General features: G+C 67.9%; 22 protein-coding genes. 7 read left to right on the top strand and 15 right to left on the bottom strand.

The genetic code is table 11. From position 1 onward, the window contains the following. Positions 1 to 292 precede the first annotated feature (292 nt). Positions 293 to 2,176 carry a lytic transglycosylase domain-containing protein gene (locus tag ACO2SS_RS16455; RefSeq protein WP_423278836.1) on the top strand — a complete coding sequence of 628 codons (1,884 nt, stop codon included), beginning with the start codon at positions 293 to 295 and terminating at the stop codon, positions 2,174 to 2,176. Positions 2,177 to 2,217: 41 nt separating this feature from the next. After that, the gene (locus ACO2SS_RS16450; protein ID WP_423278835.1) at positions 2,218 to 3,111 is read left to right on the top strand and encodes an alpha/beta fold hydrolase; all 894 of its coding nucleotides are present in this window, start codon (positions 2,218 to 2,220) and stop codon (positions 3,109 to 3,111) included. Here ACO2SS_RS16450 and ACO2SS_RS16445 read toward each other — a convergent pair whose 3' ends face one another. From ACO2SS_RS16445 to ACO2SS_RS16425, 5 genes are all read right to left on the bottom strand, one after another. Further along, the gene (locus tag ACO2SS_RS16445; protein ID WP_423278834.1) at positions 3,112 to 3,441 is read right to left on the bottom strand and encodes a hypothetical protein; all 330 of its coding nucleotides are present in this window, start codon (positions 3,439 to 3,441) and stop codon (positions 3,112 to 3,114) included. Continuing rightward, positions 3,438 to 5,177, bottom strand: coding sequence for an OmpA family protein (locus ACO2SS_RS16440; protein ID WP_423278833.1), 1,740 nt, complete (start codon positions 5,175 to 5,177; stop codon positions 3,438 to 3,440). The genes ACO2SS_RS16445 and ACO2SS_RS16440 overlap by 4 nt, the downstream gene beginning before the upstream one ends. A 33-nt stretch (positions 5,178 to 5,210) precedes the next feature. After that, positions 5,211 to 5,687 carry a YkgJ family cysteine cluster protein gene (locus ACO2SS_RS16435; protein WP_423278832.1) on the bottom strand — a complete coding sequence of 159 codons (477 nt, stop codon included), beginning with the start codon at positions 5,685 to 5,687 and terminating at the stop codon, positions 5,211 to 5,213. A gap of 145 nt (positions 5,688 to 5,832) precedes the next feature. After that, entirely contained in the window at positions 5,833 to 7,386 is a 1,554-nt protein-coding gene (locus tag ACO2SS_RS16430; RefSeq protein ID WP_423278831.1) for a porin, read from the bottom strand. Between the two features lie 352 nt (positions 7,387 to 7,738). Further along, the gene (locus ACO2SS_RS16425) at positions 7,739 to 9,286 is read right to left on the bottom strand and encodes an acetolactate synthase large subunit (RefSeq protein WP_423278830.1); all 1,548 of its coding nucleotides are present in this window, start codon (positions 9,284 to 9,286) and stop codon (positions 7,739 to 7,741) included. Positions 9,287 to 9,467: 181 nt separating this feature from the next. On the opposite strand from ACO2SS_RS16425, the gene ACO2SS_RS16420 reads away from it, so the two are divergent. From ACO2SS_RS16420 to ACO2SS_RS16410, 3 genes are all read left to right on the top strand, one after another. Continuing rightward, positions 9,468 to 10,670, top strand: a complete 1,203-nt coding sequence (locus ACO2SS_RS16420; protein WP_423278829.1) for an ABC transporter substrate-binding protein — start codon at positions 9,468 to 9,470, stop codon at positions 10,668 to 10,670. After that, the gene (locus tag ACO2SS_RS16415) at positions 10,667 to 11,884 is read left to right on the top strand and encodes a cytochrome P450 (RefSeq protein WP_423278828.1); all 1,218 of its coding nucleotides are present in this window, start codon (positions 10,667 to 10,669) and stop codon (positions 11,882 to 11,884) included. The genes ACO2SS_RS16420 and ACO2SS_RS16415 overlap by 4 nt, the downstream gene beginning before the upstream one ends. A gap of 73 nt (positions 11,885 to 11,957) precedes the next feature. After that, complete coding sequence (locus tag ACO2SS_RS16410) at positions 11,958 to 13,343, top strand: APC family permease (protein WP_423278827.1); 1,386 nt, start codon at positions 11,958 to 11,960, stop codon at positions 13,341 to 13,343. A 32-nt stretch (positions 13,344 to 13,375) separates the two neighbouring features. Here the strand turns inward: ACO2SS_RS16410 and ACO2SS_RS16405 are convergent, their stop codons facing one another. The 6 genes from ACO2SS_RS16405 to ACO2SS_RS16380 form a co-directional block, all read right to left on the bottom strand. Further along, complete coding sequence (locus ACO2SS_RS16405; protein ID WP_423278826.1) at positions 13,376 to 13,639, bottom strand: hypothetical protein; 264 nt, start codon at positions 13,637 to 13,639, stop codon at positions 13,376 to 13,378. Between the two features lie 100 nt (positions 13,640 to 13,739). Further along, on the bottom strand, positions 13,740 to 14,930 hold the full coding sequence (pcaD, locus tag ACO2SS_RS16400) for a 3-oxoadipate enol-lactonase (protein ID WP_423278825.1): 1,191 nt from the start codon (positions 14,928 to 14,930) through the stop codon (positions 13,740 to 13,742). A 14-nt stretch (positions 14,931 to 14,944) separates the two neighbouring features. Next, positions 14,945 to 16,318 (bottom strand): class-II fumarase/aspartase family protein, encoded by a 1,374-nt coding sequence (locus tag ACO2SS_RS16395; RefSeq protein WP_423278824.1) that lies wholly within the window; start codon positions 16,316 to 16,318, stop codon positions 14,945 to 14,947. A 55-nt stretch (positions 16,319 to 16,373) separates the two neighbouring features. Continuing rightward, positions 16,374 to 17,351, bottom strand: a complete 978-nt coding sequence (locus tag ACO2SS_RS16390; protein WP_423278823.1) for a Bug family tripartite tricarboxylate transporter substrate binding protein — start codon at positions 17,349 to 17,351, stop codon at positions 16,374 to 16,376. A 79-nt stretch (positions 17,352 to 17,430) separates the two neighbouring features. Beyond that, positions 17,431 to 18,354: an ABC transporter permease gene (locus ACO2SS_RS16385; protein ID WP_423278822.1), complete on the bottom strand. Its 924-nt coding sequence runs from the start codon at positions 18,352 to 18,354 to the stop codon at positions 17,431 to 17,433. 91 nt (positions 18,355 to 18,445) lie between these two features. Further along, positions 18,446 to 19,387 carry an ABC transporter permease gene (locus ACO2SS_RS16380; RefSeq protein ID WP_423278821.1) on the bottom strand — a complete coding sequence of 314 codons (942 nt, stop codon included), beginning with the start codon at positions 19,385 to 19,387 and terminating at the stop codon, positions 18,446 to 18,448. Positions 19,388 to 19,483: 96 nt separating this feature from the next. On the opposite strand from ACO2SS_RS16380, the gene pncA reads away from it, so the two are divergent. Beyond that, a complete protein-coding gene (pncA, locus tag ACO2SS_RS16375) occupies positions 19,484 to 20,194 on the top strand; it encodes a bifunctional nicotinamidase/pyrazinamidase (protein WP_423278820.1) in 711 nt (236 codons plus the stop codon). Between the two features lie 17 nt (positions 20,195 to 20,211). Here the strand turns inward: pncA and ACO2SS_RS16370 are convergent, their stop codons facing one another. After that, positions 20,212 to 21,732, bottom strand: coding sequence for an ABC transporter substrate-binding protein (locus tag ACO2SS_RS16370; RefSeq protein WP_423278819.1), 1,521 nt, complete (start codon positions 21,730 to 21,732; stop codon positions 20,212 to 20,214). A 23-nt stretch (positions 21,733 to 21,755) separates the two neighbouring features. Then, on the bottom strand, positions 21,756 to 22,493 hold the full coding sequence (locus ACO2SS_RS16365) for a DUF1028 domain-containing protein (protein ID WP_423278818.1): 738 nt from the start codon (positions 22,491 to 22,493) through the stop codon (positions 21,756 to 21,758). 129 nt (positions 22,494 to 22,622) lie between these two features. Between ACO2SS_RS16365 and ACO2SS_RS16360 the strand changes: the two genes are divergently transcribed. Continuing rightward, positions 22,623 to 23,204 (top strand): histidine phosphatase family protein, encoded by a 582-nt coding sequence (locus ACO2SS_RS16360; protein WP_423278817.1) that lies wholly within the window; start codon positions 22,623 to 22,625, stop codon positions 23,202 to 23,204. 13 nt (positions 23,205 to 23,217) lie between these two features. Here ACO2SS_RS16360 and ACO2SS_RS16355 read toward each other — a convergent pair whose 3' ends face one another. Together ACO2SS_RS16355 and ACO2SS_RS16350 are read right to left on the bottom strand one after the other, a co-directional pair. Next, positions 23,218 to 25,065 carry a gamma-glutamyltransferase family protein gene (locus ACO2SS_RS16355; protein WP_423278816.1) on the bottom strand — a complete coding sequence of 616 codons (1,848 nt, stop codon included), beginning with the start codon at positions 25,063 to 25,065 and terminating at the stop codon, positions 23,218 to 23,220. 67 nt (positions 25,066 to 25,132) lie between these two features. Beyond that, positions 25,133 to 25,417 carry a hypothetical protein gene (locus ACO2SS_RS16350; protein WP_423278815.1) on the bottom strand — a complete coding sequence of 95 codons (285 nt, stop codon included), beginning with the start codon at positions 25,415 to 25,417 and terminating at the stop codon, positions 25,133 to 25,135. Positions 25,418 to 25,434: the final 17 nt, after the last annotated feature.

The following is a 25,434-nucleotide window of genomic DNA, read 5'->3' as shown; positions in this document are numbered from 1 at the left end:
GAGACCTTCTGCGGATGCTGTCTTCAGGAAGGCGGTGGCGGCCAGTGCCCTCGTGGCTCTCGTCGCGGGCTCCGTCTGGGTAGGCGCGACTGTCGCCGGGCATGCTCGGTCGCAACGTCCTTCGCCGCCGAGCCCTCCTCAACGTCCTGTCCTCGCCCTCGCCGAGCCCGACGAGGCGGCGGCAGCGCCGACTACGACCGCCACCATTCCAGTTCCGCCCTCCCCCGTTGGCGCGGCGGATAACCCTGCCTCGGCGCTTCTCCCCGACGCGTCTGCCCCGGAAGTCTCGGCGGTGCGGGACGCGATCGGCGCGATTCGGAAGGGCGACCTCGCGGCCAGCGACCGCATCAGGGCGCGGCTCGACGGTGGTCTCGACACGCTTCTCGAATGGGCCTCGATTCGCTTCGGGGGACCTGCCGCGGATTTCGACCGGGCGGCCGCCTTTCTTCGCGAGCACGCCGATTGGCCCGGCGCGGCTTGGGTGAGAAGCCGGGCGGAAACGTTGCTGATCACCGAGCGCCGCCCGGCTGAGACGGTGCGGGCCTTCTTCGCCCGCACGCGGCCGCAAAGCGCAGCCGGCAAGTTCGTGCTCGCCCAAGCGCTCCGGGCCGACGGCCTCAAGGAAGACGCTTCGGCGCTGGTGCGCGACGCCTGGCGGAACGACAATTTCGGGCGGGAGCTCGAGAGCCGAATCCTGAACGAGTTCTCCGAGATCCTCACCCAGGCGGACCATCGCTTCCGGATGGAGCGACTGCTCTTCAAGGAGAATTACGAGACGGCCAAGCGTGCGGCCGATTACGCCGGAAAGGGCTTCGACGCTCTAGTGAAGGCCCGAGCGGCCGTTGCCGGCAAGGCCGGAAACGCAGGCAAGCTCCTCGACGCGGTGCCAGCCGACCTTCGGAGCGAGCCGTCCTACATCTTCTCGCGCGTGCAGTTCCTCCGCCGGGCCGACAAGGCCGAGGAGGCCGCCAAGCTGCTGGCCGATGTGCCGCGCGATCCCGAAGTCCTGGTCGATGGGGACGAGTGGTGGGTAGAACGCCGCCTCGTGGCCCGGAAGCTCCTCGACGGAGGTGACGCCAAGGCAGCCTACGCCGTGGTGGGGTCGCATGGCGCAGATGGCAACGAGAAGCGGATCGAGGCCGAGTTCCACTCCGGCTGGATCGCTCTCCGGTTCCTCGACGACCCGCGCGCCGCGGCCCGGCATTTCTCGCGCGCCGGCGCGATTGCAGGAACGCCGATCTCGATCGCCCGCGCCAGTTATTGGCAGGGGCGCGCGGCGGAAGCCCTCGGAGACGGCAGGCTTGCGCGCGAGTTCTACGGGAAGGCCGCCCAGCAGGGGATCACCTATTACGGCCAGCTTGCGAGCGGAAAGCTCGGGCTCGCGGAGGTCACGCTCAAGCCCGGCCCCGACCCGGAGAGTCCGGAGCGCATTGCCGCTTCCAAGTCGCCCGCCGCCCAGGCCGTCGCAACGCTCTATGCCGCCGGCCTGCGCGAGATCGCGGTTCCGCTGATCTTCGACGTGGCCAGGCGCTCGCCCAATCCGGCCGAAGTGGATGCGGTCGGCGAACTCGCGCTCGCCAATCGGGATGCGCGGACGCTCCTTGTCCTCGGGAAGGCGGCGACCCAGCGCGGCCTTCCGCTCGACGAGCATGCCTTCCCGACGATCGGGATTCCCTCGTTCGAACCGCTCGGGGACCGGGTCGAGCCGGCCATGGTCCATGCCATTGCGCGGCAGGAGAGCATGTTCGAGCCCGCCGCCCAGTCGCCCGTGGGAGCGCGCGGCCTGATGCAGCTTATGCCGGCGACCGCGAGGGCCACGGCCCGAAAGGTCGGGCTGGAGTTCGACCCTGCCCGCCTCGTCGAAGCGGTCTACAACGCCCAGCTCGGCTCCGCCCATCTCGGCGAGCTGATGGATTACTGGAAGGGCTCCTACATCCTGACCTTCGCCTCCTACAACGCGGGTCCGGGAAACGTGAGGAAGTGGATCGATGCCTACGGGGATCCGCGCAAGCCGGACGTGGACCCGATCGACTGGGTGGAGCGCATCCCCTTCTCGGAGACCCGGAACTACGTGCAGCGCGTGATGGAGAACCTGCAGGTCTACCGTCGCCGCCTCGGGCAGCGGAGCGCGCTCCTGATGGAAAGCGACCTGAAGCTCGGAGCGGGCACGCCTTGATGAGTGCCTGACCGGCCGCTACTCACGGCGCGAGGTGGCCGATGACCAGGCGTTCCTATCGCGACATCAGGGTGCAGGCGAATCACGGCCTCCTGCTCCACGCGCGCAGCTACGGCGATACGCTCGCGACATCCCTGCCCGTGATCTGCCTGCCGGGACTGGCGCGGCACGCCGGCGACTTTCACGACATCGCCATGGCGTTGACGGATCCGGACGAGATGCAGCCACGGCATGTCGTCGCGGTCGATTATCGTGGGCGCGGATTGTCCGGCTATGATCCGGATCCCGGCAATTACAGCATTCCGGTCGAGACGTCCGACCTCCTATCGCTCCTCGCCCATCTCGGTATCTCGCGCGGGATCTTCATCGGGACTTCACGGGGCGGAATCATCACGATGGGCCTGTCCGGCGCGAAACCCGGGATGGTGGCGGGAGCGGTGCTCAACGACATCGGGCCTGTGATCGAGCGCGAGGGGCTCCTGAGGATCAAGAGCTATGTCGGCAGGCTCCGGCAGCCGCGCGACCTGCACGAGGCCGCCGGGATAGTGGAGGGGTTGTTCGGCGCGCAGTTCCCGAACCTCAGCGATCGCGACTGGCAGGCCTGGGCCCGGAACACCTGGGAGGAGAAGGAGGGCCGGCTGGTCCTGACCTACGATCCGGCCCTCGCCCGCACGCTCGAGCCAATCGGGCCGGATAGCCAGATCCCGGATCTCTGGGCTGCTTTCGACGGATTGAAGAACATGCCGGTGCTCGTGATCCGCGGCGGCCTGTCCGATCTTCTCTCGGAAAGAACCGTCGCCGAGATGATAAGGCTGCACCCGGATCTGGACCTCGTCACGGTGCCTGACCAGGGGCACACGCCCCTGCTCAGAGGCGACGATATGGTCGCCGCAATTCGCCGCTTCGTCGAGCGGGTAGAGAGCCGGCCGGACTGATCAGGCCTGCGACCGTGTCTCGACCGCGGCGTCCGAGCCCCGCCTGAAGGCGGCGCGCAGGATGCTGCCTGCCAGACATCCCGCGAGATAAGCGAAACAGACCGCAAGCCCGATCTCGAGCCAAAGCCCTTCGCGGCCGGGAAGGCGGCCGAGCACGGCGAGGGCCACGCCGCCCGCGAGACCAAGGACCGCAAGGATCAGGCCGAGGCGCCCCCGAAAGCCGGGCGGCTGATCCCGCCAACCTGCAACGCCGAAAACGAGACCGAGCGCGAGCGCGGCCGCGAGCGCCGGCCAGAGCGGGAGAAGGATGATCGACGCGGCTTCGATCACGGCTGCACCTCGAACTCGACTCGCTCCGCAGGCTTTCCGCCCTCCGCGATCTTCGCCGCAAGAGGCTTCAGCTCGGTCGCGATTCCCTGCTCCTTCAGAACGGAAGCGATGGCGTTTGCCCTCCCCTCGGCGAGTTGCCGCGCCTCGTCGAGATCGCCGTGGGTCTCCACCGTGACGACGGCGGTGAGGCGCACCGGTGCGCATCGCCGCACGACATCCGCCACGGCGGCCAACGGCTTGCGGCCGGCCGCCGAGAGCTCCGGCTTGCCCGATTCGAACTGAACCGAATCACGCCGCACGACATCGGAGACGAGATCGGAACAGAAATCCGGATCCAGCGGCTTCTCCGGACCGGCGTGCGTTACATCGGCGATAGCCTTCCATCCGGCCGGCGCCTCCCGGGGAAAGTCGCGCTCCGTCCTAGCCGCGTGCTCGCGATACAGGGAGCGTCCCGCGAGCCGGATGTCGCGATCCTCGACTGCCAGTTCCCCGCTCGCGAGGGAGGAGAGCCGCTCCAGTCCGAGCCGCACGGCTGACGCGACCCCCTCCGGCGCACCATCGGCAACGTGGAGTTCGTCGACGAGCGGATCGAAGGGGAAGCGCCGCTTAGCCAGCTCGCGAATCGCGGATCGCTCGCTTTCTCCCGGCAGGAACCCCGAGAGATAGAGGCGATCCTCCTCCCGCCGAGCCCTGAAGCGGTAGGGCCTCGGGACGACCGGCTCGATCAGCACTTCCCGCAGTTCAACCCCCGCGAACCGGGACGCTCTCAGGTCGGTCTGCATCTTCCCGATCAGGTCTTTTGCGGCAAGTCTGCCACGAATGCTGAGCTGGCGCCCCGCCAACTGGACACGGCCGTCCTCGAGTTCCCCGAGCAGGGCGAGCATCTGCCTGACCAACTGATCGAACTGGATCCCAGCCTCGATTCCCCTTGCCGTCTCCATGCGATCGTCGATCCGGAGATCGCGGCCGGATTGCGGGACGAGGCTGACGAGAGCTCGCCGCGCCTCCTCGCTCGGCACGTGCCCGGACAGGGTGATTCGTCCAGAATCGAGAGCCGCACCCCAGGTGAACGGCCTGAAGAGCGGGGGCTCGACCTTAGCTGCCGTGATGGTGAATCCGGGAGGCGGGGCGGAAAGAAGCGCCCTGACCTCGCGGTAAGAGACGCTGTCGGGAGCCTCGCCGGCGAGGGACAGCTTACGGTCGGAGAGAGAAGCCGCCCCACCTTCCAGCAGGGGAGCGGCCTTCAGGAGGAACCGCGCAGCATCCTCGAACCCGGGCGGCGCCCCCGCGGCGGAGCGAAGATCGTCACGAACGGACCGGCCACCATTGCGGGCCTCCGCCAGGATTGTCGTTCGGATCGACCCGGGAGGAACATAGCCGCCTAGGACGAGTCCCTCCTCGGTCCGCCGGACGCTGAACTGAAATGGGCTGACCTCCACGGGCGGCAGCACGCGGTAGGTGACGCCGCGTAGCGCCGGCAGGGCGGCCAGGAGCCTCTCGGCCTGGACGCGGGATTCTCCCGAGAGCGGCAGGTCGGACGTGATCGAGAGGTCGCGTCCGTCGACTTCGATCTTGGCACCGATGCCCTTGAGTGTCTCCGTCTCGGCTACCGGAACAGCCTGGACCTGCCGCCGAAGCGTGCCCTCGATCTCAGGCGCGATCCAGAAGGCGGCCGCCGCCCAGACGCCTGCGAGGGCGGGAATTCCGATGAGCCAGAGATCGGGACGTAGCCGCATGTCTCCTCAGGGTAGAACCAGACTGAAGCAGAGCTAGGGGGTTTGGAGGGGCTGGCCTGCGCGGAACACCCGCTTTCGGGTCCCGAGAGCCATGCCCACGGCGCCATAGCCATCCCGCACCTGCTCGAGGAAGCCGCGCATCGCCGGCTCCTGCCAGGCGAGCGGCCGTGTCGGATCCAGGATGGCGGCTATTCCCTTGGGCCCGCCCCCCTCGTCCTCCGCCTCCACAAGGACGACGCGCGACCGGTCGGGGCGCATCGCGTCGGTGCCCACGCCGCGAAGCCACAGGCAGTTGAATGTCCGGCAGGAATTCGGGCGCGTCTCGTAGATCGAGCAGGAGGTATGATTGCGGACGTGCCTGCACCAGACATTGTTGGGCTTTTCGATCTCCCAGACCGACATCGTCTTGCAGCACAGCGTGCAGCCCCCGCACTCACGAGGCGGGAGTCCCTGGGACAGGCTTGCGGGCGCTCCCGCCTGCGTTGCCGAGGTCTCGGCTTCGAGCATCATCGCGACCGGGTCAGAGAGGACGGATCGTTTCGATCAGGTGTGCGGGCCGATTGCGGCGCTTCTGCGTAACCGCCGCTCCATCATGCCCGAAAATGAAAAAGCCCCGGCCTTTCGGCCGGGGCTCCAATCACCGCTGGTGCGGGGATTAGAAGTCGCGCTGGACGCGAATACGCGCCATGATGTTGTCGTCGAAGTTGGTCACGCGGGTGACGCCACCCGGGCCGACCAGACCGCCGGCGAGCGGAGCAACCGTGCCCCGGTTGTTGTCGGCGACGGCGCGCGGGAGCCAAATGCGCTGGTAGACAACCTCGACACCGATATCGAGATCGCGGACCGGCGACCAGATGAGGTTCGTACCGCCGTAGAAGAGGTCGTAGCTCATCAGGGTCGGGTTGAACGGGTTCACCGTGGTGGGAGCGCCACCGAGCGTACCCGTGATGCCGACCGGACCGAACGTGTTGCTGCGCAGACGCGGGTCGTAGTTCTGCTGACCGTAGGTCGCGAACACGGCCTGGCGCCACTCAGGCGACCAGTAGTGCAGCAACGCACCCATCACCGACCAGGACTCGGTCAGGTTGAGCTGGCCATTCGCCTGAACGGTCGCGTCCACCTGGTTGATCTGGAACTTGTTGGTGATGCTGCTGAGCGCGAGCTCGGCGCCGGGCGGGTTGTAGATACCCGTGTAGGAGCCTGCACCCTGGCCGTAAGCACCCTGCAACCACAGCTGATCGCCGGGGGCGAGCTGCGGCAGGTTGACCTTCACGCCAGCGCCGATGGCCCAGCCGTACTCGGCGTCCGGACCCGGACCAGCGACGGGCGTCGCGAGACGGCCGATCGTCTTGATCTCGTGCACCGCACCCATGACCTGAGCGGAACCCCAGGCGCTGTCGTAGCGGAGCGCGCCGACGAAGTCGGGCATGTCGTTCTTCTGGATGACGTTGACACCAGCGCCGCCCGTCGGGACACCCGCGATGTTGATGCCGGTCGCGATCGCCGAGATGCCGGGGACGCCGCCGCCACCAGGCATCAGGCCGCTGCCCGCTGCCGGCACCGCGAAGACCGGGTTACGACGGTAGACCGGGTCTTCCATCGAGACCGTGGCCGAGAACCCACCACCGAACGTCGCCGTGTAGGCGAGGAGGTTGGTGTTGGTGTTCGAGTAGATGCCAGCGCCGAAGAACTCGAGGTCACCCGCGTAGAAGTCGAAGAACGACTGAGCGCGACCGGCCGTGATGCCGGCGAACTGCACGAAGGCCTTGTCGACGTCGACGTACTTCTGCAGCTGGCCAGCCGTGTCGATGCCCGTCGCCGGGAAGGCGTTGGCATAGCGCTCCTGGGTGCCCGACCGCAGGTAGCCGCCGGTGCGGGAAGCGATCTCGAAGCGGACGAAGGCGCGCAGCGTGCCGTAGGGGGTCGCCGTACGAGCGTCGATGTTCAGACGGCCAAGACCGCGCCAGCTGGAGACGTTCGCAGCGCGAGCGTTCTGGGACGAATACTGATACTCGAAGCGAGCGCGACCGCCGACCCGGAGGCAGGTGTCCGTACCCGGAATATAGAAGAAGCCTGCGCCGTGCGCCGTGCAGACCCGAACGTACTCAACCGGCGCAGCCTTCCGAACCGGAAGGTCAGCCGCCTGTGCCCCGGCAACCGCGCAGAGACCTGCTGCAGACCCGAGGAGAAGGCTCTTAACGAGCTTCATTCTGCTCTCCAAAGTTAGATCCTCGGGGTTTGGCCGCTTGCCTCGGCCCCGAGGGGCCTTGAACTCGCTTCCCGCATCCCCAGTGGCCCGACCCCTCTCGCGGAACTCCCGCTTCAAGCTTGGTCAGGTCGCTTTGGGAGGTGCCCCCCCGCCGCAAAGTCACCATGATCTAGGCGCCTGGGACCGGCAACAGATCCGAGCGGTTTCGGACGCTCGCAGAGGGGCTTTGAATAGGTATGTTGCACAATCGCAACGAAAGCGGGGACGAGGTCCACCCGGAATCGGGTCGAGTTCGCCTAAAGCTTAAGGAAACGTGACGGTTTTCCTTCGTGCCGGCCCTCCGAGGCCCGCTTCACGCGAGCGCGACCTCGATCAGGAAGGGGCCCCGGCGACTCAGGGCACCGCGGAAGGCAGTCAGGAAGGATTCGAGATCGTCGACGCGGCGCGCCTCCACGCCGAATCCTTTGGCGAGACTTACCCAATCGATCGCCGGCTGATCGAGGCTGAGCATACCCAGCGCCTTCCGGCCGGGATTCGCGCCGACATTGGCGAGTTCCGCTTTCAGGATCGCGTACGAACGATTCGCCCAGACGAGCGTGATCACATCGAGGTTCTCGCGGGCCTGGGTCCAGAGCGCCTGCGCCGTGTAGAGGCCGCTTCCGTCCGCCTGGAGGTTGATGACCTTGCGGTCCGGGCAAGCGATGGCAGCCCCGGTCGCCATGGGGATGCCGAGCCCGATCGAGCCGCCCGAGAGCTGCAACCAGTCATGCGGCGCCGAGAAGCGGCTCGCCGGGAAGAAGTTGCGCCCCGTCGTAATTGATTCGTCGCAGACGATCGCGCCTTCCGGCATCAGAGCACCGAGCGCGAGGCCGATCGTGTCGGCGTTCAAGGCGCCCCTCGGCACGTCCGGCCTTGCACCCTCGAGGCGCGGAGGCTCGTTCGGCGCACCGACGAGATCGGCCAAGCGCTCGAGCGCATCGATCTGGTCCATCGCCGGATCGGCAAGGACCTGAATGGCGCAGTCCTCCGGCTGCAAGTGGCTGGGCTTGCCCGGATAGGCAAAGAACGCGACCGGCGGTGTCGTGCCGACGACGATGAGGTGCTTCGCCCCGGCGAGGCGCTCGACCGCGATGTCCACCGGATACGGCAAGCGCTCGATCGGCTGACGGCCGGCGCCCCGTTCGATACGCGCGTTGGAAACCTGTGCGACCAGCCTCGCGCCCGTCGCCGCCGCGATGCGGGCGGCAAGGTCGAGCCCACGTTGCCTGAGCGTCCGGTCTCCCAGGAAGAGCACGGCCGGTCCGTCGGACCTCAGCGCGTCCGCCGCTGCCCGAAGCGCCTCCTCGCTCGCCTTCGTACGCTCCACCAGGGCGGGCGTCTCCGCGACCGCGCCGCCCGCCCCCCAGGCTGTGTCGGCCGGCAGGATCAGCGTCGCGACCCCGCCGGGAGCCGCGCGGGCAGCGGCGATCGCCGCCGCCCCGTCCTGCGCGACGGAGCGCGAATTCTCGGATGTCTTCACCCAGGAGGAGACGGATCGTGCGATCGACTCGATATCGGAGGTGAGCGGCGCATCGAACTGGCGATGATAGGTCGCGTGCTCACCCACGATGTTGACGACCGGGGAGCGCGCCCGGCGGGCATTGTGCAGATTCGCCAAGCCGTTCCCGAGGCCGGGCCCGAGATGGAGAAGCGTTGAGGCGGGCTTGTCCGCCATGCGGGCATAGCCGTCCGCGGCGCCCGTCGCGCCGCCCTCGAACAGGAAAAGCACGCACCGCATGCCCTCGACGCGATCGAGCGCGGCAACGAAATGCATCTCGGAGGTACCGGGATTGGTGAAGGATACATCCACTCCGCCCGCGACAAGCGTACGGACGAGACTCTCGGCACCGTTCATCGACATCGGCGTTCCTTGAAAGAACTGGAGACGCGTTCCTGACCGGCGCGCATCGGGATGTCCACTGCAAGTCTTCGGCCGGATCGCCTAGCACCGGAACTTGGCAGCCGGCTCGGTTTGCGGTTCCCTGGCTGCAAGCGCCAAGACCGGATCCAGCAGGCACGGACCGGCGCATGGGAGGACATCAATGAAAGGTATCGCCGCCTTGGCGCTCGGCACTGCGCTGGCGCATGCCGCGCCCGCCGCTGCACAGATCTCCGACGACGTCGTAAGGCTCGGCATCCTGACCGACCTCTCCGGCCCCTATGCGGATTCGGGCGGCAAGGGATCGGTCGTGGCGGCAGAGATGGCCGCCAAGGATTTCGGGGGGACGGTCAGGGGCAAGAAGATCGAGGTCGTCTCCGCAGACCACCAGAACAAGCCGGACGTCGCCTCGGCGATCGCGCGCCGCTGGTTCGACACGGAGCGGGTCGACGCCGTCCTCGACCTACCAGTCACGGCAATCGCGCTCGCCGTCCAGCAGGTCGCGAAGGAGAAGAACCGGACCGTGATGATCACGGCCGCGGCGACCTCGGACCTGACGGCAAAGACCTGCTCCTCGGTCAGCACGCATTGGACGGACGACACCAACGCCCTGACCGCCGGCACCGCTCGCGCCGTGTTCGAGCGAGGCGGCAAGAACTGGTACTTCATCACCGTCGACCACGCATTCGGCCACGCACTGCAGAAGCAGGCGAGCGATGTCGTGACCGCGCTCGGCGGCAAGGTCGTCGGCACGTCGCGCTTCCCGATCAACAATGCCGATTACTCGTCATTCCTGCTGCAGGCCCAAACCTCCGGCGCCGACGTGGTCGGGTTCGCGGCGGTCGGGGACGACTTCTCGAAGGCCATCAAGCAGGCGAACGAGTTCGGCCTGATGTCGGGCAAGCAGACCATGACGGGGTTCCTGGTCTACATCACGGACATCCATGCGCTCGGCCTGCCGGTCGCACAGAATCTGACCTTCTCGGAGGCCTTCTACTGGGACCAGAACGAGGGCACCCGCGCCTTCGCGAAGCGCTTCCAGGAGGCCGTCGGGATCATGCCGACGAAGAACCACGCGCTCATCTACACGGCGACGCTTCACTACCTGAAGGGCATCGACAAGGCCGGCACGGACGAAGCCGTGGCCGCCAACAAAGCGATGCGCGATCTGCCGGTCGCCTTCTTCGGTGCCGAGTCGAAGGTGCGGGCAGATGGCCGGCATCTTTATGATCCGGTCCTCTACCGCGTGAAGACACCCAACCAGTCGAAAGGGCCCTGGGACTACTACGAGGCGATGCGAACCATCCCGGCAGCGGAAGCCTTCCTGCCGATGAACCCCGCCTGCACGAACTCCAACCCGGGATGACGAGCCCAGAGAGCGCCCGGGCCTTCGACCTGGAGCACCTGCCGCCCGGGTTCCACGCCGATCCCTATCCGGTCTACGCCGCCCTGCGGGAGCACGATCCGATCCACCGGCTGTCCGGCGGCCGGTTGTTCGTGACGCGCTACGCGGATGTGGAGCGCATCTACAAGGACCCGAAAACCTTCTCGTCCGACAAGGTGGTCGAGTTCGGCCAGAAATTCGGCCCCTCCCCGCTCTTCGAGCATCACACCACGAGCCTCGTCTTCAACGATCCGCCGTTGCACACGCGCGTGCGCCGCATCATCGCCGGTGCGCTCACGCCGCGTGCCGTGATGGCAATGGAGCCCGGGGTCGAAGCGCTGGTGGATCGATTGCTCGATGCCATGGCCGAGCGGGAGGTGGTCGACCTGATCGAGGATTTCGCGGCCGCGATCCCGGTGGAGGTGATCGGCAACCTGCTCGGGATTCCGCACGACGAGCGCGGACCGCTACGCGCCTGGTCGCTGGCGATCCTCGGCGCGCTCGAGCCCGGATCGGATCCGGCGCGGCTGAACCCGGGCAACCAGGCCGTCTCCGAGTTCCTCGCCTATCTGAAGACCTTGGTAGCGGACCGCCGGCGCCGCCCAGGCGATCCGGAAAAGGATATCCTGACCCGCCTCATCCAGGGCGAGGCCGATGGAGAGCGGCTGTCGGAGAAGGAGCTTCTCCAGAACTGCATCTTCATCCTCAATGCCGGGCATGAGACGACTACGAACCTGATCGGGAACGGCCTGCAGCTCCTCATCCAGCATCCGGGCGAACGGGCGCGTCTTCTCGCCGAGCCGGACCTGGTCCGTACCGCCGTCGAGGAGATCCTGCGCTACGAAAGCTCCAACCAGCTCGGCAACCGGGCCACGACCTGCGAGACGGAACTCGGGGGCGAGCGCTATCCCGCCGGCACCCAGCTCACGATCTGCATCGGTGCCGCGAACCGGGACCCGGACCAGTTCCCGGATCCCGACCGCTTCGACATCGGACGCCAGCCGAACCGGCACCTCGCCTTCGCAAGCGGGATCCACCAATGCGTGGGGATGGCCGTGGCGCGCCTCGAGGGTCGCATTGCGCTCCAGCGATTTCTGCAGCGGTTCCCGGATTATGCTCCGGCGGGCGAGCCGGAGCGCTCGGCCCGCATTCGCTTCCGCGGCTTCGCCGCGCTGCCTGTCTATCTGAGCGGCTGAGGCGCTCGGCAGGGAAACCACTCGCCCCGCCTGCGTTTCTGCTTGAGGCACAAGCGGAGTGGGGACACGAGCAATGGCCGCCGAGGACCAGGTGAGCGTCACCAGCGAGGCGCCTCCGAGCAGCGAACCGAGCCTTCAACGGGTGATGGGACCGTGGCTCCTCCTGCTCTTCATCGTCGGAGACATCCTCGGCACCGGCATCTACGCGCTGACGGGACAGGTCGCGAAGCAGGTCGGGGGTGCCGTGTGGCTTCCCTTCGTGATTGCCTTCCTGGTCGCTCTCGTGACGGCGTTCAGCTACCTCGAGCTCGTTACGAAGTATCCGAGGGCTGCCGGGGCCGCGCTCTACACGAACAAGGCGTTCGGCATCCATTTCCTGACATTCATTGTGGCCTTTGCCGTGATGTGCTCCGGCATCACCTCGGCTTCCACCGCCTCTCGCGCCTTTGCGGCGAACTTCGCCAGCGCATTCGGGATGCAGGCGGCGGGCTTCACGATCACGGGCCTCGCCCTGCTCTTCATGGCGGCCGTAGCCATCGTCAATTTCCGCGGCGTCGGGGAGAGCGTGAAGGCGAACGTCGTGCTCACCTCGGTCGAGCTGACGGGCCTTCTGATCGTGATCACGGTCGGGTTTTGGGCGATCGGCGCCGGGCAGGGGGACGTCTCCCGGATCACGCAGTTCCGGGTCGATCCCGAGATGGGATTCATCTGGCCCATCATCGCCGGCACGACTCTCGCCTTCTTCGCCATGGTCGGCTTCGAAGACTCCGTGAACATGGCGGAGGAATGCAAGGATCCAACCCGGATCTTCCCGAAGGTTCTCCTCGCGGGGCTGGCCATCACGGGGACGATCTATGTCCTGGTCTCGATCTCGGCCGTTACGCTGGTCGCCCCCGAACAGCTCGGCGAAGGCGAGACGCCGCTCCTCAAGGTCGTGCAGGCTGGAGCTCCGGGCTTCCCGATCGGGATCTTCGCCTTCATCACGATGTTCGCCGTCGCAAACAGCGCCCTCATCAACATGCTGATGGCAAGCCGGCTCATCTACGGGATGAGCCGGGAAGGCGTGCTTCCGGAAGTGCTCGGGCGCGTCCACCAGACGAGGCGCACCCCCTACATGGCGATCGGCTTCACGAGCCTCCTCGCGTTCGGGCTGGTCACGTTCGTCGGCACGGTGCCGGCGCTCGGCGGCACGACGGCCCTGCTTCTGCTCTGCGTATTCTCGGTGGTGAACGTCGCGGCGCTCGTGCTGCGCCGCGATCCCGTGGCGCACCAGCATTTCCGGACGCCGACGATCCTGCCGATCATCGGCGCTCTATCCTGCGCATTCCTGGCCGGGCCGTGGACCGGGCGCGATCCTGTCCAGTACACGATCGCCGGGGTACTGCTCGCGATCGGAGTCGTGCTGTGGGGGGTGACGCTCCTTATCCACCGGCCGACGGCTCGACCGGCCCGCGCCTAGGTTGGCTGGGCGCGACCCGATAACCGTCTAATCTAGTGGACCGTCGATCCGCTGGGATTGGAAGCCCAGTGCAGGTCCGGGTCGGGCGGCGTCGACATGCGAACGTTCATGAACCCCGCCAGAGGTCCGACCTCCGCCTCCAGTTCCGCCCGCGTCAGCCCGACCGCCTGCGCGGCCGCGAGGCACTGCTCCGCCTTTTGCTCCGCGATGAGCTTGTCCCCCTCGGGGGGATAATCCTCGGGGTTGATGTTGGCCTCGACCCAATCGATCAGAAACTCGGCTCCGCGTTGGCTCATCCGCGTCTCCCGCCATGCCGCGCAAGAATGCCTCCTGCCGCGCCGAAAGGCGAGGGAAGACAGGATCCCGGCATCACGGGATCCTGTGACATGCATACGCTCAGCCGAGTTCGTCGCCCAGAACCTCACGCGCCCAGCGAAACGCCCCGTTCGCGGCCGGCACGCCTGCATAGATTGCACATTGTTTCAGAAGCGCGCGCAGCTCGTCGATCGTGACCCCGTTCTTCAGTGCCGGCCGGAGGTGGAGCTTGAACTCCTCTTCCTTGCCAAGGGCGAGCGTGATCGAGAGAACGATCATCGAGCGCGTCTTCCAGGGCAGCGTGTCGTCGCCCCAGATCTCTCCCCAGGCATAGCGGGTGATGAAGTCCTGCCACGGCCCGGCAAACGCACCTGCATTCTTCATCGATCGCTCGACGTGCTCGGCGCCGAGCACGTGCTTCCGATTGGCGAGCCCGGCCTGGAAATCTCCCTCCCTGTTGCCGGGAACCGCCGAGGGGTGGCGCTCGCCCGCTCCCGCGCCGAGGAAGCGCGCGATGTGGCCGGTGAGAACCTCCGGACGCTCCACGGCGATCAGGTGCGCGGCATCCGGAACCACCACGAACTCGGCGCCGGGGACGAGGGAGACGATCTCCTCGCCCATGGCGATCGGCGTCGCCGGGTCCTGCGCGCCCGAGATCACGAGCGTGGGCGCCCGGACCGCGCCGAGGCGCGGGCGGAGGTCCATCGGGCCGATGGCGAGGCAGCAATTGGCGTAGCCGCGCGGGTCGATCCGCTCCAGGAGGATGCGGCGGGTCGCCTGCGCGCCCTCGCTCGCCTGAGAAGGCTGCGTGAACCAGCGCTGGATCACATTGTCGGCGACGGCGGCCATCCCCTGGGCCTGCACCATCTCGGCCCGTTCGCGCCAGAGGCTCTCGGGGGGAAGATAGGCGGCGGTCGCGACGAGGACGAGACGGTCCACCTTCTCCGGGTGGAGGATGGCGAGCGCCTGGCCCGTCATGCCGCCGAGCGAGAGGCCGACCACAGGCGCGCGGCGGATGCCGAGCGCATCGAGGAGGCCGTTCAAGTCCTCCGCAAGATCATCGACAGAGAAGCCCGGCGCCGTCGTCGCCGAACGGCCGTGGCCGCGCGTATCGTAGCGCAGGCAGCGGAAGGAGCCGGACAGCACCCGCTCCTGCGCGTCCCACATCTCGAGGGTCGTGCCCAGCGAGTTGGAGAAGGCGATGACGGGCGCCCCTTCGGGACCGGTGAGCTCGTAATGGAGCTCAACCCCGTTCGCGAGGATCTTCGGCATGGATTGCGGGCTCCCTAAATGCGCCTGCTCAGCGCTTCTCTGATCGTTGGTATGTCAGCGAGCGCGCGATCGATCCACGGTCCCGCCGCCCTCACGGCCGGCATGGGGTCGAAGCTCGCATCCAGCTCCTCCACACCGAGCGCCTGGGCGATCTCGGGGTCGCCCCCGAGGACCTCGCGAAGGCTCCGGCCGCTCTCGCGGACCTGTCCGGCGGCCTTCTCGAGCTTCTCGTGGGCCGCGCTGCCGCCGAGCTTCGCCGAGAGCTTCGCGGCCACGGCATCGGCGAATAGCAGCCCTACGGTGGCGTCGATGTTCTCCAGCATTCGGTCTGGATCTGGGACGATCCCCTCTGCCAGACCGCGCGCCTCCGCGAGCGCTCCCGACGCCATGCCGAACAGGCTGGGCAGGAGGTGCCATTCCGCATGCCACGCCCCGGCCGGGCGCTCGTGCTCGGACGCCATCGCGGCAAAGAGCATGGCGGCGAAGCCGGGGGCGGCGCCGTGGGCCGACAGGATGACGGTCGAAGAAACCGGGTTGCGCTTGTGGGGCATCGCAGAGGAGCCGCCACGGCCCGGAAGGTACGGCTCGGCCACCTCGCCGACCTCCGTCGAGGCGAGATCGACGACATCGGTCGCCATCTTGGCAAGCGCCCCGATCAGGGTTGCGAGCCAGGCGCCCGTGCCGGCGATGGAGGCGCGGCGCGTGTGCCAGGCGATCGGCGCGGGCTGGAGCCCGAGTTCGGCCGCGACACCGTCGGCGACCTCCGGGCCCCTCTCCTTCAGGCTCGACAGCGTGCCGACCGGGCCGGAGAGCGAGGCGCGGAGCACGCGCCCGCGCAGCGGCGGCAGCTCCGCCGCGACCTCGGCGATGCCGGCCGCCCAGACCGCGACCTTGAAGCCGAAGCTCGTCGGCTGCGCCTGCTGCCGGTACGTGCGGCCGACGCAGGGGGTATCCCGGTGCGCGGCGGCGAGCCGGGAAAGGCTCGCCAGGATAGCGGCGAGATCATCGGCGACGAGATCGAAGGCCCGCGCGAGCTGCAGGACGAGGGCGGTATCCAGAATGTCCTGGGTGGTGGAGCCCTTGTGAAAGAACGGCTCCAGTTCCTTCGGCAGGCGCTTCCGGACCGCGTTCACGAAGGGGATCGTCGGCACGCCGGCAAGCGCCGTCGCCTGCCCGAGCTCGGCCAGGTCGAAGCTCGCCGCGTCGATCGCCTCAATGGCGGGGGCAAGCCCATCCGGAACGAGGCCGAGCTTCGCCTCGACCCGCGCCAGGGCGGCCTCGACGCGCAGCATCGCGGCGAGCCGGGCCCGATCGGAGAACACCTCCCGCATCTCCGCCGGGGCGAAGAGCGGGCCGACGAGTTCGGAATCCAGCGCCGAGAAGGTCATTGGGACCTGTCCTAGAGCATGATCCGCAGGAGTGTGAATCGGATTGGCGGCGAGATCACTGCTCGAGGCCGGACGCCTTCACGATCGGCCGCCAGGCGTCCATCTCGCTCTGGATGGATGCCGCGAACTGGGCCGGGCTGTTCGGCTCGGAGGGAATGAAGCCGAGTTGGTCCAGCTTCCTGGCGACCTCCGGAGAGGCGACCACGGCGGCGATCTCACGGTTCAGGAACTCGACCACTTCGGAGGGCGCCCCGGACGGCAGGAGAAAGCCGTTCCAGCCATTCCCCTCGAGGCCCTTCAACCCGCCCTCGGAAAAGGTCGGCACGTCCGGCAGCGAGGGTGCGCGCCTCGTTCCGGATACGCCGACGATGCGCATCGTCCCGGCCCGGTGCTGCTCGATGAAGTCGCCGACCGCCGCCACTCCGCCGGCGAGACGTCCACCGAGGATGTCCTGCATCGCAGGTGCGGTGCCGCGGTAGATGACCATCGTCGTTTTGGTGCCGGCGGCCTCCGCGAAGCGGAGTGCCGTCAGGTGCGACAGGCTCGCTTGAAGGGGCACGGCGAGGTTCGCCTTGTCGGGGTTGTCCGACAGCCAGCGCAAGAAGCCGGACAGGTCGGTCGCCCCGGTCGCCGCGCCCGCGGCGACGACGAGTTGGAAGTCCACGGCGCGCACGACAGGCTGGAAGTCGCGCAGCGGGTGGTAGCTCAGCTCCCGGAACGTCACGGGCGCGAGCGCGATCATGCCGATGTTGCCGACCAGCACGGTGGAGCCGTCGGGCGCAGCCCGCTTGACCTGCTCCGCCGCAAGCCGGCCGGAGGCGCCTGCATTGTTCTCGACGAACACAGACCGGCCGATCCGCTCCGACAGCTTCTCGGCGATGATCCGGGCCATCGCGTCCGTCGAGCCGCCCGCCGCGAAGCCGACCACGAACTTCACCGGTCCGGGCGGAAGTGGTTGGGCGAGAGCGGCGCCGCCCGAGGCAAGGCAGGCCGCGAGCCCCACGACGCGCAAGAGAGCATGACGACGATTCATCGAGGACCTCACGAGAGCATGGAGGGGGGAAATCGCCGCACCTAGGGTAAGAGCCATGCCTGGGAGCGGCAGACGGACGTCAACTCTCCTTCGCGCGTGGGTCGAGCGCGTCCCGCAGCCCGTCCCCGAGAAGGTTGAAGGACAGCACGGTCACGAAGATCGCGAGTCCCGGGAAGATCGCCATCCAGGGCGCATTCGTGAGGAAGCGCTGCGCGGTGTTCAGCATCGCGCCCCAGGAGGGCGCGGGCGGCTGCTGGCCGAGGCCCAGGAAGGACAGGCTCGCCTCCGCGATGATGGCCGTCGCGACCGTCAGGCTCGCCTGGACGAGGAGCTGAGGCAGGACATTCGGGAGAACGTGCTCGACGGCAATGCGCCAGGGCCGGATCCCCGCCGCCCGCGCCGCCTCGACATAGAGCTCCGCCTTCACGGTCAGCACCTGTCCGCGGGTCAAGCGGATGAAGATTGGCGTCGCCGTGATGCCGATCGCGATCATCGCGTTGGTGAGGCTCGGCCCAAGGAAGGCCGCGAGCGCGATGGCGAGGATCAGGAACGGGCAGGCCAGCATGGCGTCCGTGAGCCGGCTGATCAGGCCGTCGACGATGCCGCCGAGATAGCCTGCGATCAGCCCGAGAGGCACGCCGATGCCGAGCGCGATGCAGACGGAGACGAGACCCGCCGCCAAGGAGGCGCGAGCTCCGTAGATGATGCGCGCTAGGATGTCCCGCCCGACTTCGTCCGTGCCGAAGGGATGAGCAAGGCTCGGCGGCTTGCGGACGGCGGACCAGCTCTGCGCCGTCGGATCGTACGGCGCGACGAACGGCGCGAGAATCGCGACCGCGATCACGAGCAGGATCACGGCGAGGCCTACCATGGCCGAATGGCGCGTCTTCAGCCGAGCCCAGGCCTGGCCTGCCGGGGTGCGGGGGACGACAGCCGCCCGCTGCCCTTCCCCTTGTGGGGAGGGTGGCCCGAGCGAAGCCGAGGGCCGGGTGCGGGACGCCACGGTCGAGCTCAAGCGCCCCGCACCCGGCCCCGATCCGAGGTCCGGGGCTCGCCCCTCCCCGACAGGAGAAGGGCAAAGGCCGCCACCACGCTCACGTCCTAAGCCTCGGATTGGCGAGCACATAGCCGATATCGGCCAGCAGGTTCAGCACGATGTAGCTCGTGGCCGTGACCAGGACGACGCCCTGCACGACGGCGTAGTCGCGGTTGAATACGGCATCGACGATCAGCTTGCCGAAACCCGGGATGGTGAAGATCTGCTCAGTGAGCACCGCGCCCGAGAGGAGCGTCCCGAATTCGAGCGCCCCGAGCGTGATGACGGGCGTCAGGGCGTTCCGCATCGCGTGACGCAGCACGACGATGCGGCCGGGCAGGCCCTTCGCGCGCGCCGTGCGCACGTAATCGCTCGACAGCGCCTGCAGCATCGCGCCCCGCGTGTGCCGCATCAGGATCCCGGCGATGGCGTTGCCGAGCACGAAGGCTGGCATGATCGTCGTCGCGAGACTCTGCCAGAGATCCTCGAAGGGGCTGACATAGCCCGAGGCCGGCAGCCAGCCGAGCGTGACCGCAAACACGAAGATCAGCATGATGCCGAGCCAGAAATTCGGCGTCGAGATGCCGACCAGCGACAGAACGCTGACGAGGTAGTCGACCCAGGTTCCCTTGGCGACCGCCGAGACGATCCCGGCCGTGATGCCGATCGCCAGCGCGAAGATCATCGCCATGACGGCGAGTTGCAGGGTGACGGGCAGCTTCTGCGCGATCAGGTCGAGCACCGGGACGTTCAGCCGAATGGATTGGCCAAGATCGCCCGAGAGTACGCCGCGTATCCAGTAGAGGTACTGGACCGGAATGGGCTGGTCGAGGTGATAGCGCGCCCGGATCTGCGCGATCACCTCCGGGTCCTTGTCCTCTCCCGCCATGGCGAGCGCCGGATCGCCCGGCAGGAGCTGCTGCAGCCCGAAGATGATGAGCGAGACGAAGAACAGCGTCGGAACGAGCTGAACCAGACGGCGGCCGAGAAGGGCGAGCATGGGTCAGGCGATCGAACGAAGCGCGGCAGCGGCACGCGCCCTGCTTGCGTCAACTTTCGGGCGGGAGCAGGCTCCCGCGGGACGGGGGGCTCGGCTATGGGGCGTCATCGGCGTGAGGTTCTCGCAACGCTGGGAGCCTTTGCGCTTCCGCTCATCGTACCAAGGCAAGCCATGGCCCATGTGAAACCCGGCAATCGCGACGTCCTCCTCGTCGTGGACGTCCAGAACTGCTTCCTGCCCGGAGGATCGCTCGCCGTGAAGGACGGCGATGCTGTTGTCCCGGTGATAAACGGCCTCGCGCCGAAATTCCGGAATGTCGTCGTCACTCAGGACTGGCACACGCCGGGCCACGCTTCCTTCGCCTCCACGCATGCCGGCAAGAAGCCGTTCGAGACCGTGCAACTGCATTATGGGCAGCAGGTGCTGTGGCCGGATCATTGCGTGCAAGGCACGGAAGGCGCGGAGCTGTCCTCCGCCCTCAAGATCCCGCACGCACATCTCGTGATCCGCAAGGGCCACAATCCGGGTATCGACAGCTACTCGGCCTTCGTCGAAGCGGATGGCGTGACCAAGACGGGACTTGCCGGCTACCTGAAGGAGCGCGGCATCGAGCGCGTCTTCATCACCGGCCTGGCAACCGACTTCTGTGTCGCCTGGTCGGCGCTCGATGCCCGGAAGGCGGGCTTCGACGTGATCGTCATCGAGGACGCCTGCCGCGGCATCGACCTCAACGGCTCGCTCGCGGCGGCCTGGAAGGACATGGAGGCCGCCGGGGTGGAACGCACGCATAGCGCCGAGATCATGTGAGGGCGTGAGCCGCGCCCTCACTTCATCGTCAGCCCGACCACCCGCACCAGGCCATCCGGATGAGGCTTGAAGCCCTCGAGCCTGGCATTGTGCGCGATGATCACCGCCCGGTGGTACAGGTAGAGGATCGAACCCTCGGTCAGGAGCTTGTCGGCGACCTTCTCGTAGATCGCCATGCGGTCGTCCTTGCCGCCCTTCGCCCGCGCCTCGTCCAGCCAGCCATCCACCTCCGGGCTCGAATACTTGCCGTAATTCTGCGGCGCACCGGTCTTGTGGAAGACGTAGAGGTTGCCGTCCGGATCGGGCCGGCCTGACCAGTTGAGCATGTAGGCCTGGTAGCGCCCGGCCTCGGCCTCGTTCAGCGAGGTCGCGAACTCGGTGACGCGAATCTTCATGTCGAAGCCCGCCTCGGCCGCCATGGCCTGGATCACCTCCGCGACCTGCCGGGTCTCGGGGTTGTTCGGCACCATGTAGTCGACCGGGATCGGCGTCTTCACGCCGGCATCGGCGATAAGCTTCTTCGCCTTGGCGACATCGCGCTTCGGAACCGGATACTTCTTCTGGTACCAGGGATTGTCCGGGTTGACCCACTGGTTGCCCGGCATTGCGGCGCCGTTGAACACGACCTGGTTGAGGGCGTCGCGGTCGATCGCGAGGCTCAGCGCCTGCCGGATGCGCGGATCCTGGCCGAGTGGGTTCTTGGCCGCCTCGCCGTTCGCGACGTTGATCGTCATCCCCATGTAGCCGAGGTCGATGCCGCTCGCGAGCTTGAGGCGCTTGTCCGCCTGGATCTCCTTGATGTCGGTGGCGAGCGCCCGCTCGATCATGTCGAGCTGCCCCGACTTGAGGTTCGCGAGCCTGACGGTCGAATCCGGGATGGGCAGGTAGGTGATGCGGTCGATCCTGACCCGGTCCTTGTCCCAGTAGTCGGCGAAGCGCTCGACCACGATGCGGTCCTGCTGCACGCGCTCGACGAACTTGTAGGGACCGGCGCAGACGGGCTTCTGGCCGAACTTGTCGCCGGCCTCCTTCGCGGCCTTGGGGGAGACCATCATGCCGGCCCGGTCGGTCAGCTGGGCCAGCAGCGGCGAATAGGCATTCTTCAGCAGCAGCCTGACGGTCGTCGGATCCACCACCTCGATCTTGTCGATGGCCGAGATCTCGGGCCGGCGGAACGAGCCCTGCATGGTCAGATGCCGCTCGAGCGAAAACTTCACAGCCTCCGCGTCCATCGGCTCGCCGTCATGGAATTTGACGCCCGGGCGAAGCTTGATCGTGACCGTCTTTCCGTCAGCGGAAGTGTCGTGCGAGAGCGCGAGCTGCGGGACGATGTTGAGCTTATCGTCCGTGTCGAAGAGCTTGTCGCAGAGAGAGGCAAAGACGATGCGGCCGACATAGGTGCGGCCGAAGCTCGGATCGAGCACGTCCGGATCCTCGGCGAGGCCGATGCGCAGGTTCGTCTGCGCGGCTGCAAGGGTCGGGAAACTCAGGGCACCGCAGAGAAGTGCAGCGCAAAGGGTCGAGAAACGAGACGGCATCGAAACCTCCGGACGGCGCGAGCTTATGCAACACCCGCGCCGGGTCCAGTGCGACTTTCCGCTTCCAACTGCTCGGCTATGAAGCGCTCGATGGCATCCCGTCCGACGATGCCGGACGGGCGGGCCCTGGACGGGAGCGCCTGCCGATAGAATCGCGGCCGCCCCTTCCAGACGTCGAGCAGGCGGCCGAGCTCCGCCAGCGGGTCCTGGTGATCGTCGACGCGAATATCGACGAGCGGGTATTCCTCCGCGTCGTGGATCAGGATCGCGGCCGATTGCCGGCCGCGCTTGTCGCCGCCGGCCGCCTCGCCGGCCCGGAGCGCGAGGAGGAAGCGCTCGAAGAGCGGCCGCCCTGCCGATTGCTCGAAGGCCGCGACCGTGTCGCGGACCACCTCGGGCCCCGCCAGCATGTTGCCGGCGACGGAGAAGTTCTCGCGCAGCTCGTGCCCGCACCAGGGCACGCATCCGGCGCCCGTATAGGCCGCGTTCCGGCCGTCGGCCGCCATCAGGTGAACCTGCCGGTCTCCCCTGCCCTCATCCGCCGCGGTCAGGATGCGGATCGCGTCCTCCGGGCCGGCTCCCGCCTTGAGGAGCGCGAGGCCGCGCGAGCCGTAGAGCGGATTGACCATGGCCTGCGTCGCGACCGCGCCGATCCCGGTCTCGACGAACGGCACGCGCGCCCCGACCGCAAAAGCGCAGGTGGAGACCGCAATCCCGACCTGCCCCGTTCCTGGGTCCCGAGCGACGATCGACCAGGTCATAAAGGCTTCCCCTCGCAGCATTCGCGGGAGCCCTTCACGATGCCGTGCTCTCGCCGCGCAGCCGTGGAACAGCACAGGCCCGCACAGTAATCTTTGCCGGAGCAGCAGGCGGGACGGCAAGGCCCCGAAATGCACGCGAGACTACGCCGGACATTCCTCACCGCCGCGGCCGCGCTCGCGGCGGCGTCCGTCGCGGCGCAGCCCTCTCGGCCTCCCGATCCGGCGCTTGCAGCGCTTGCCGCGGGCGGCACCGTCGCGCTCATCCGCCATGCCGCAGCACCGGGCACGGGCGATCCGCCCGGCTTCCGGCTGGGTGAGTGCGCGACGCAGCGCAACCTCTCGGGGGCAGGCCGGCAACAAGCTGCGGATCTCGGGCGCCGGATCCGCTCCGCCAAGATCCCGGTCACCGAGGTGAGGTCCAGCCGGTGGTGCCGGGCGGCGGACACGGCGCGGCTGGCGTTCCCCGACCTTCAAACCGGGCCGGATCCGGCGCTCGATTCGTTCTTCGCCGGACGCGGCAGCGGGGCCGCCCAGACGGAACGGGCGAAGGCCGTCATCCAGGCCTGGCGTGGGCGGCCAGGCGTGCTCGTGATGGTGACCCATCAGGTGAACATCACGGCCCTGACTGGACTCGTGCCAGCCGAGGGCGAGGTGGTGGTGGTCGCGCCGGGGGCCGACGGCCTGGTCGTCCTCGGACGCACCCGGATCTGACCGCCGGGCCGAGCTATCGGCCCGCCGCGTAACCCTGCATGCCGCGCGGGTTGGCCGCCGCCTTTCGGCGAACGCCATCGCGCGAGGCCGCGGTGAGCCGCCCCTCGGACCAATCCTCGCCGATCTCGACGATATGGCCGCGGCGCCCCAGCTCGTCGATTGTCGCCTTGGGCACCCTGCCCTCGACCACCACGACGCCCGGCCGCGAGGTCCGCGGCCAGAACGACGAGGGGAAATGCTCGGTGTGCCAGGCCGGGGCGTCGATCGCTTCCTGCAGGTTCATGCCGGCATGGACGTGTCGCAGGAAGAATTGCGGGATCCACTGGTCCTGCTGGTCGCCTCCGGGCGAGCCCCAGGCGAGATACGGATCGCCGTCACGCAGCGCCATCGTGGGCGAAAGCGTCGAGCGCGGCCGCTTGCCAGGCCGGAGCGATGCCGGATGCTCCGGATCGAGCCAGAACATCTGCGCCCGCGTCCCGAGGCAGAAGCCGAGTTCCGGGATGACGGGCGAGGATTGCAGCCATCCGCCCGAGGGCGTGCCCGAGACCATGTTGCCCCAGCGGTCGATGATGTCGAAGTGGACGGTATCGCCCCGCACGGCGCCCTGCTTCTCGAGCCTTCGCGCATCATCGGCCGGGGTGGTCGCGCGCTGGATACGACCGACCGTCGGCTCGCCCGCACCCGTCGCTCCCACGGCGACGCGCTCGCCGCCTTCCCGCGCCCCGATCGCCTTACCGTAGCCGGCGATGGTGCCCGGCCTGAGCTCGAGCGAGGCGCGGTCCCCGATCAGCTTGCGCCGCTCGTCGTTGTACGCCTTGCCCAGGAGCTGTTCGACCGGCACGTCGACGAAGGCCGGGTCGCCATAGAAGGTGTCGCGATCCGCGAAGGCGAGCTTCGCGGCCTCCACCTGCAGATGGATGAAGTCCGGCCCGGTCGGGTCGAACCCATCGAGGTCGAACCTGGAGAGGAGCGCGAGCTGCTGGAGCATCGTGAGCCCCTGCGTCCAGGGCCCGCATTTCAGCACGGTGTAGCGGCCGTAATCGTAGGAGATCGGCGCTTCGACGCTCGCCTCCCAGCCGGCCATGTCCTGCCCGGTCAGCAGCCCGCGATGGCGGCGGCCGGAGGTGTCCATCACCTCTTCGGTCCGGCAGAAGCGATCGATCGCCTCGGCCACGAAGCCCTGCGACCATGTCTTGCGGGCGCGCTCGATCTCGGCCTCCCGGCCGCCTCCTCCGCTCTCCGCCTCGGCGAGGATGCGCTTGTAGGTGGCCGCGAGGCGCGGGTTGGTGAAGATCGATCCTGGCTCCGGCACCCTGCCACCCGGCAAGTACAGGTCGGCCGAACTCGTCCAGTGCTCGCGAAAAAGCTCCTCGACGGTCGCGATCGTGGCCGGGATACGCTCGACCAGCGGATAGCCGTCGCGCGCATAGAAGATCGCAGGCTCCAGCACGTCGCGCAGCCGCATCGTGCCGTAATCCCGCAGCATCAGCATGAAGGCGTCGAACGGCCCGGGGATGCAGGCCGCGAGGAGCCCCGTGCCGGGCACGAGGTCGAGGCCGAGCACGTGGTAATGCTCGATCGTGGCGCCTGCAGGCGCCGGCCCCTGCCCGCAGATGACTTCCGGACGGCCCTTGCGGGCATCGTAGACGATGATCGGCGCATCGCCGCCCGGGCCGTTCAGGTGCGGCTCGACGACCTGCAGCGTGAAGGCCGTCGCGACGGCGGCATCGAAGGCGTTGCCGCCCCGCTCCAGAAGCCCCATCCCGACGGCCGTCGCGATCCAATGCGTCGACGCGACGACCCCGAAGGTACCGTCGATCTCCGGACGCGTGGTGAATGTGCTCTGGTTGACGTGGCTCATGCGACGGCCCGTGTGATTGCCGGGACGGCTTATCCGAAGAGCCGCTCGGGAGCCATTCCAGCAGCGCTCAGCGCGGGACGATGTGGAGGTTGTCCTTGGGCAGCAGGTTGCGGGCGGGGCCGCCCGTCTGCGCACCGCCACTCTGCTGCCAGGGCTTCAGTTCGGGACGCTTATCGTTGTCCCCGTCCGTGTCGTATTGCCAGGACGGGTGCCAAGGCGCGCGGCTCCGCCATCCCGTCGCCTCAACCACGCGCGGGCCGTAGCCGTAATCTCCATAGGGCTGCGCCTGCACCGCGCCTGCCGCCGAGGCGAGCCCAATCACGAGGGCGATCCCGCTCAATCCAAGCCTCACGCGAGCCTCCTAGCTTT

It is taken from the genome of Enterovirga sp. CN4-39 (assembly GCF_049446235.1).
GTDB lineage: Bacteria > Pseudomonadota > Alphaproteobacteria > Rhizobiales > Beijerinckiaceae > Enterovirga.
This window is presented reverse-complemented; position numbering and strand designations above follow the sequence as displayed.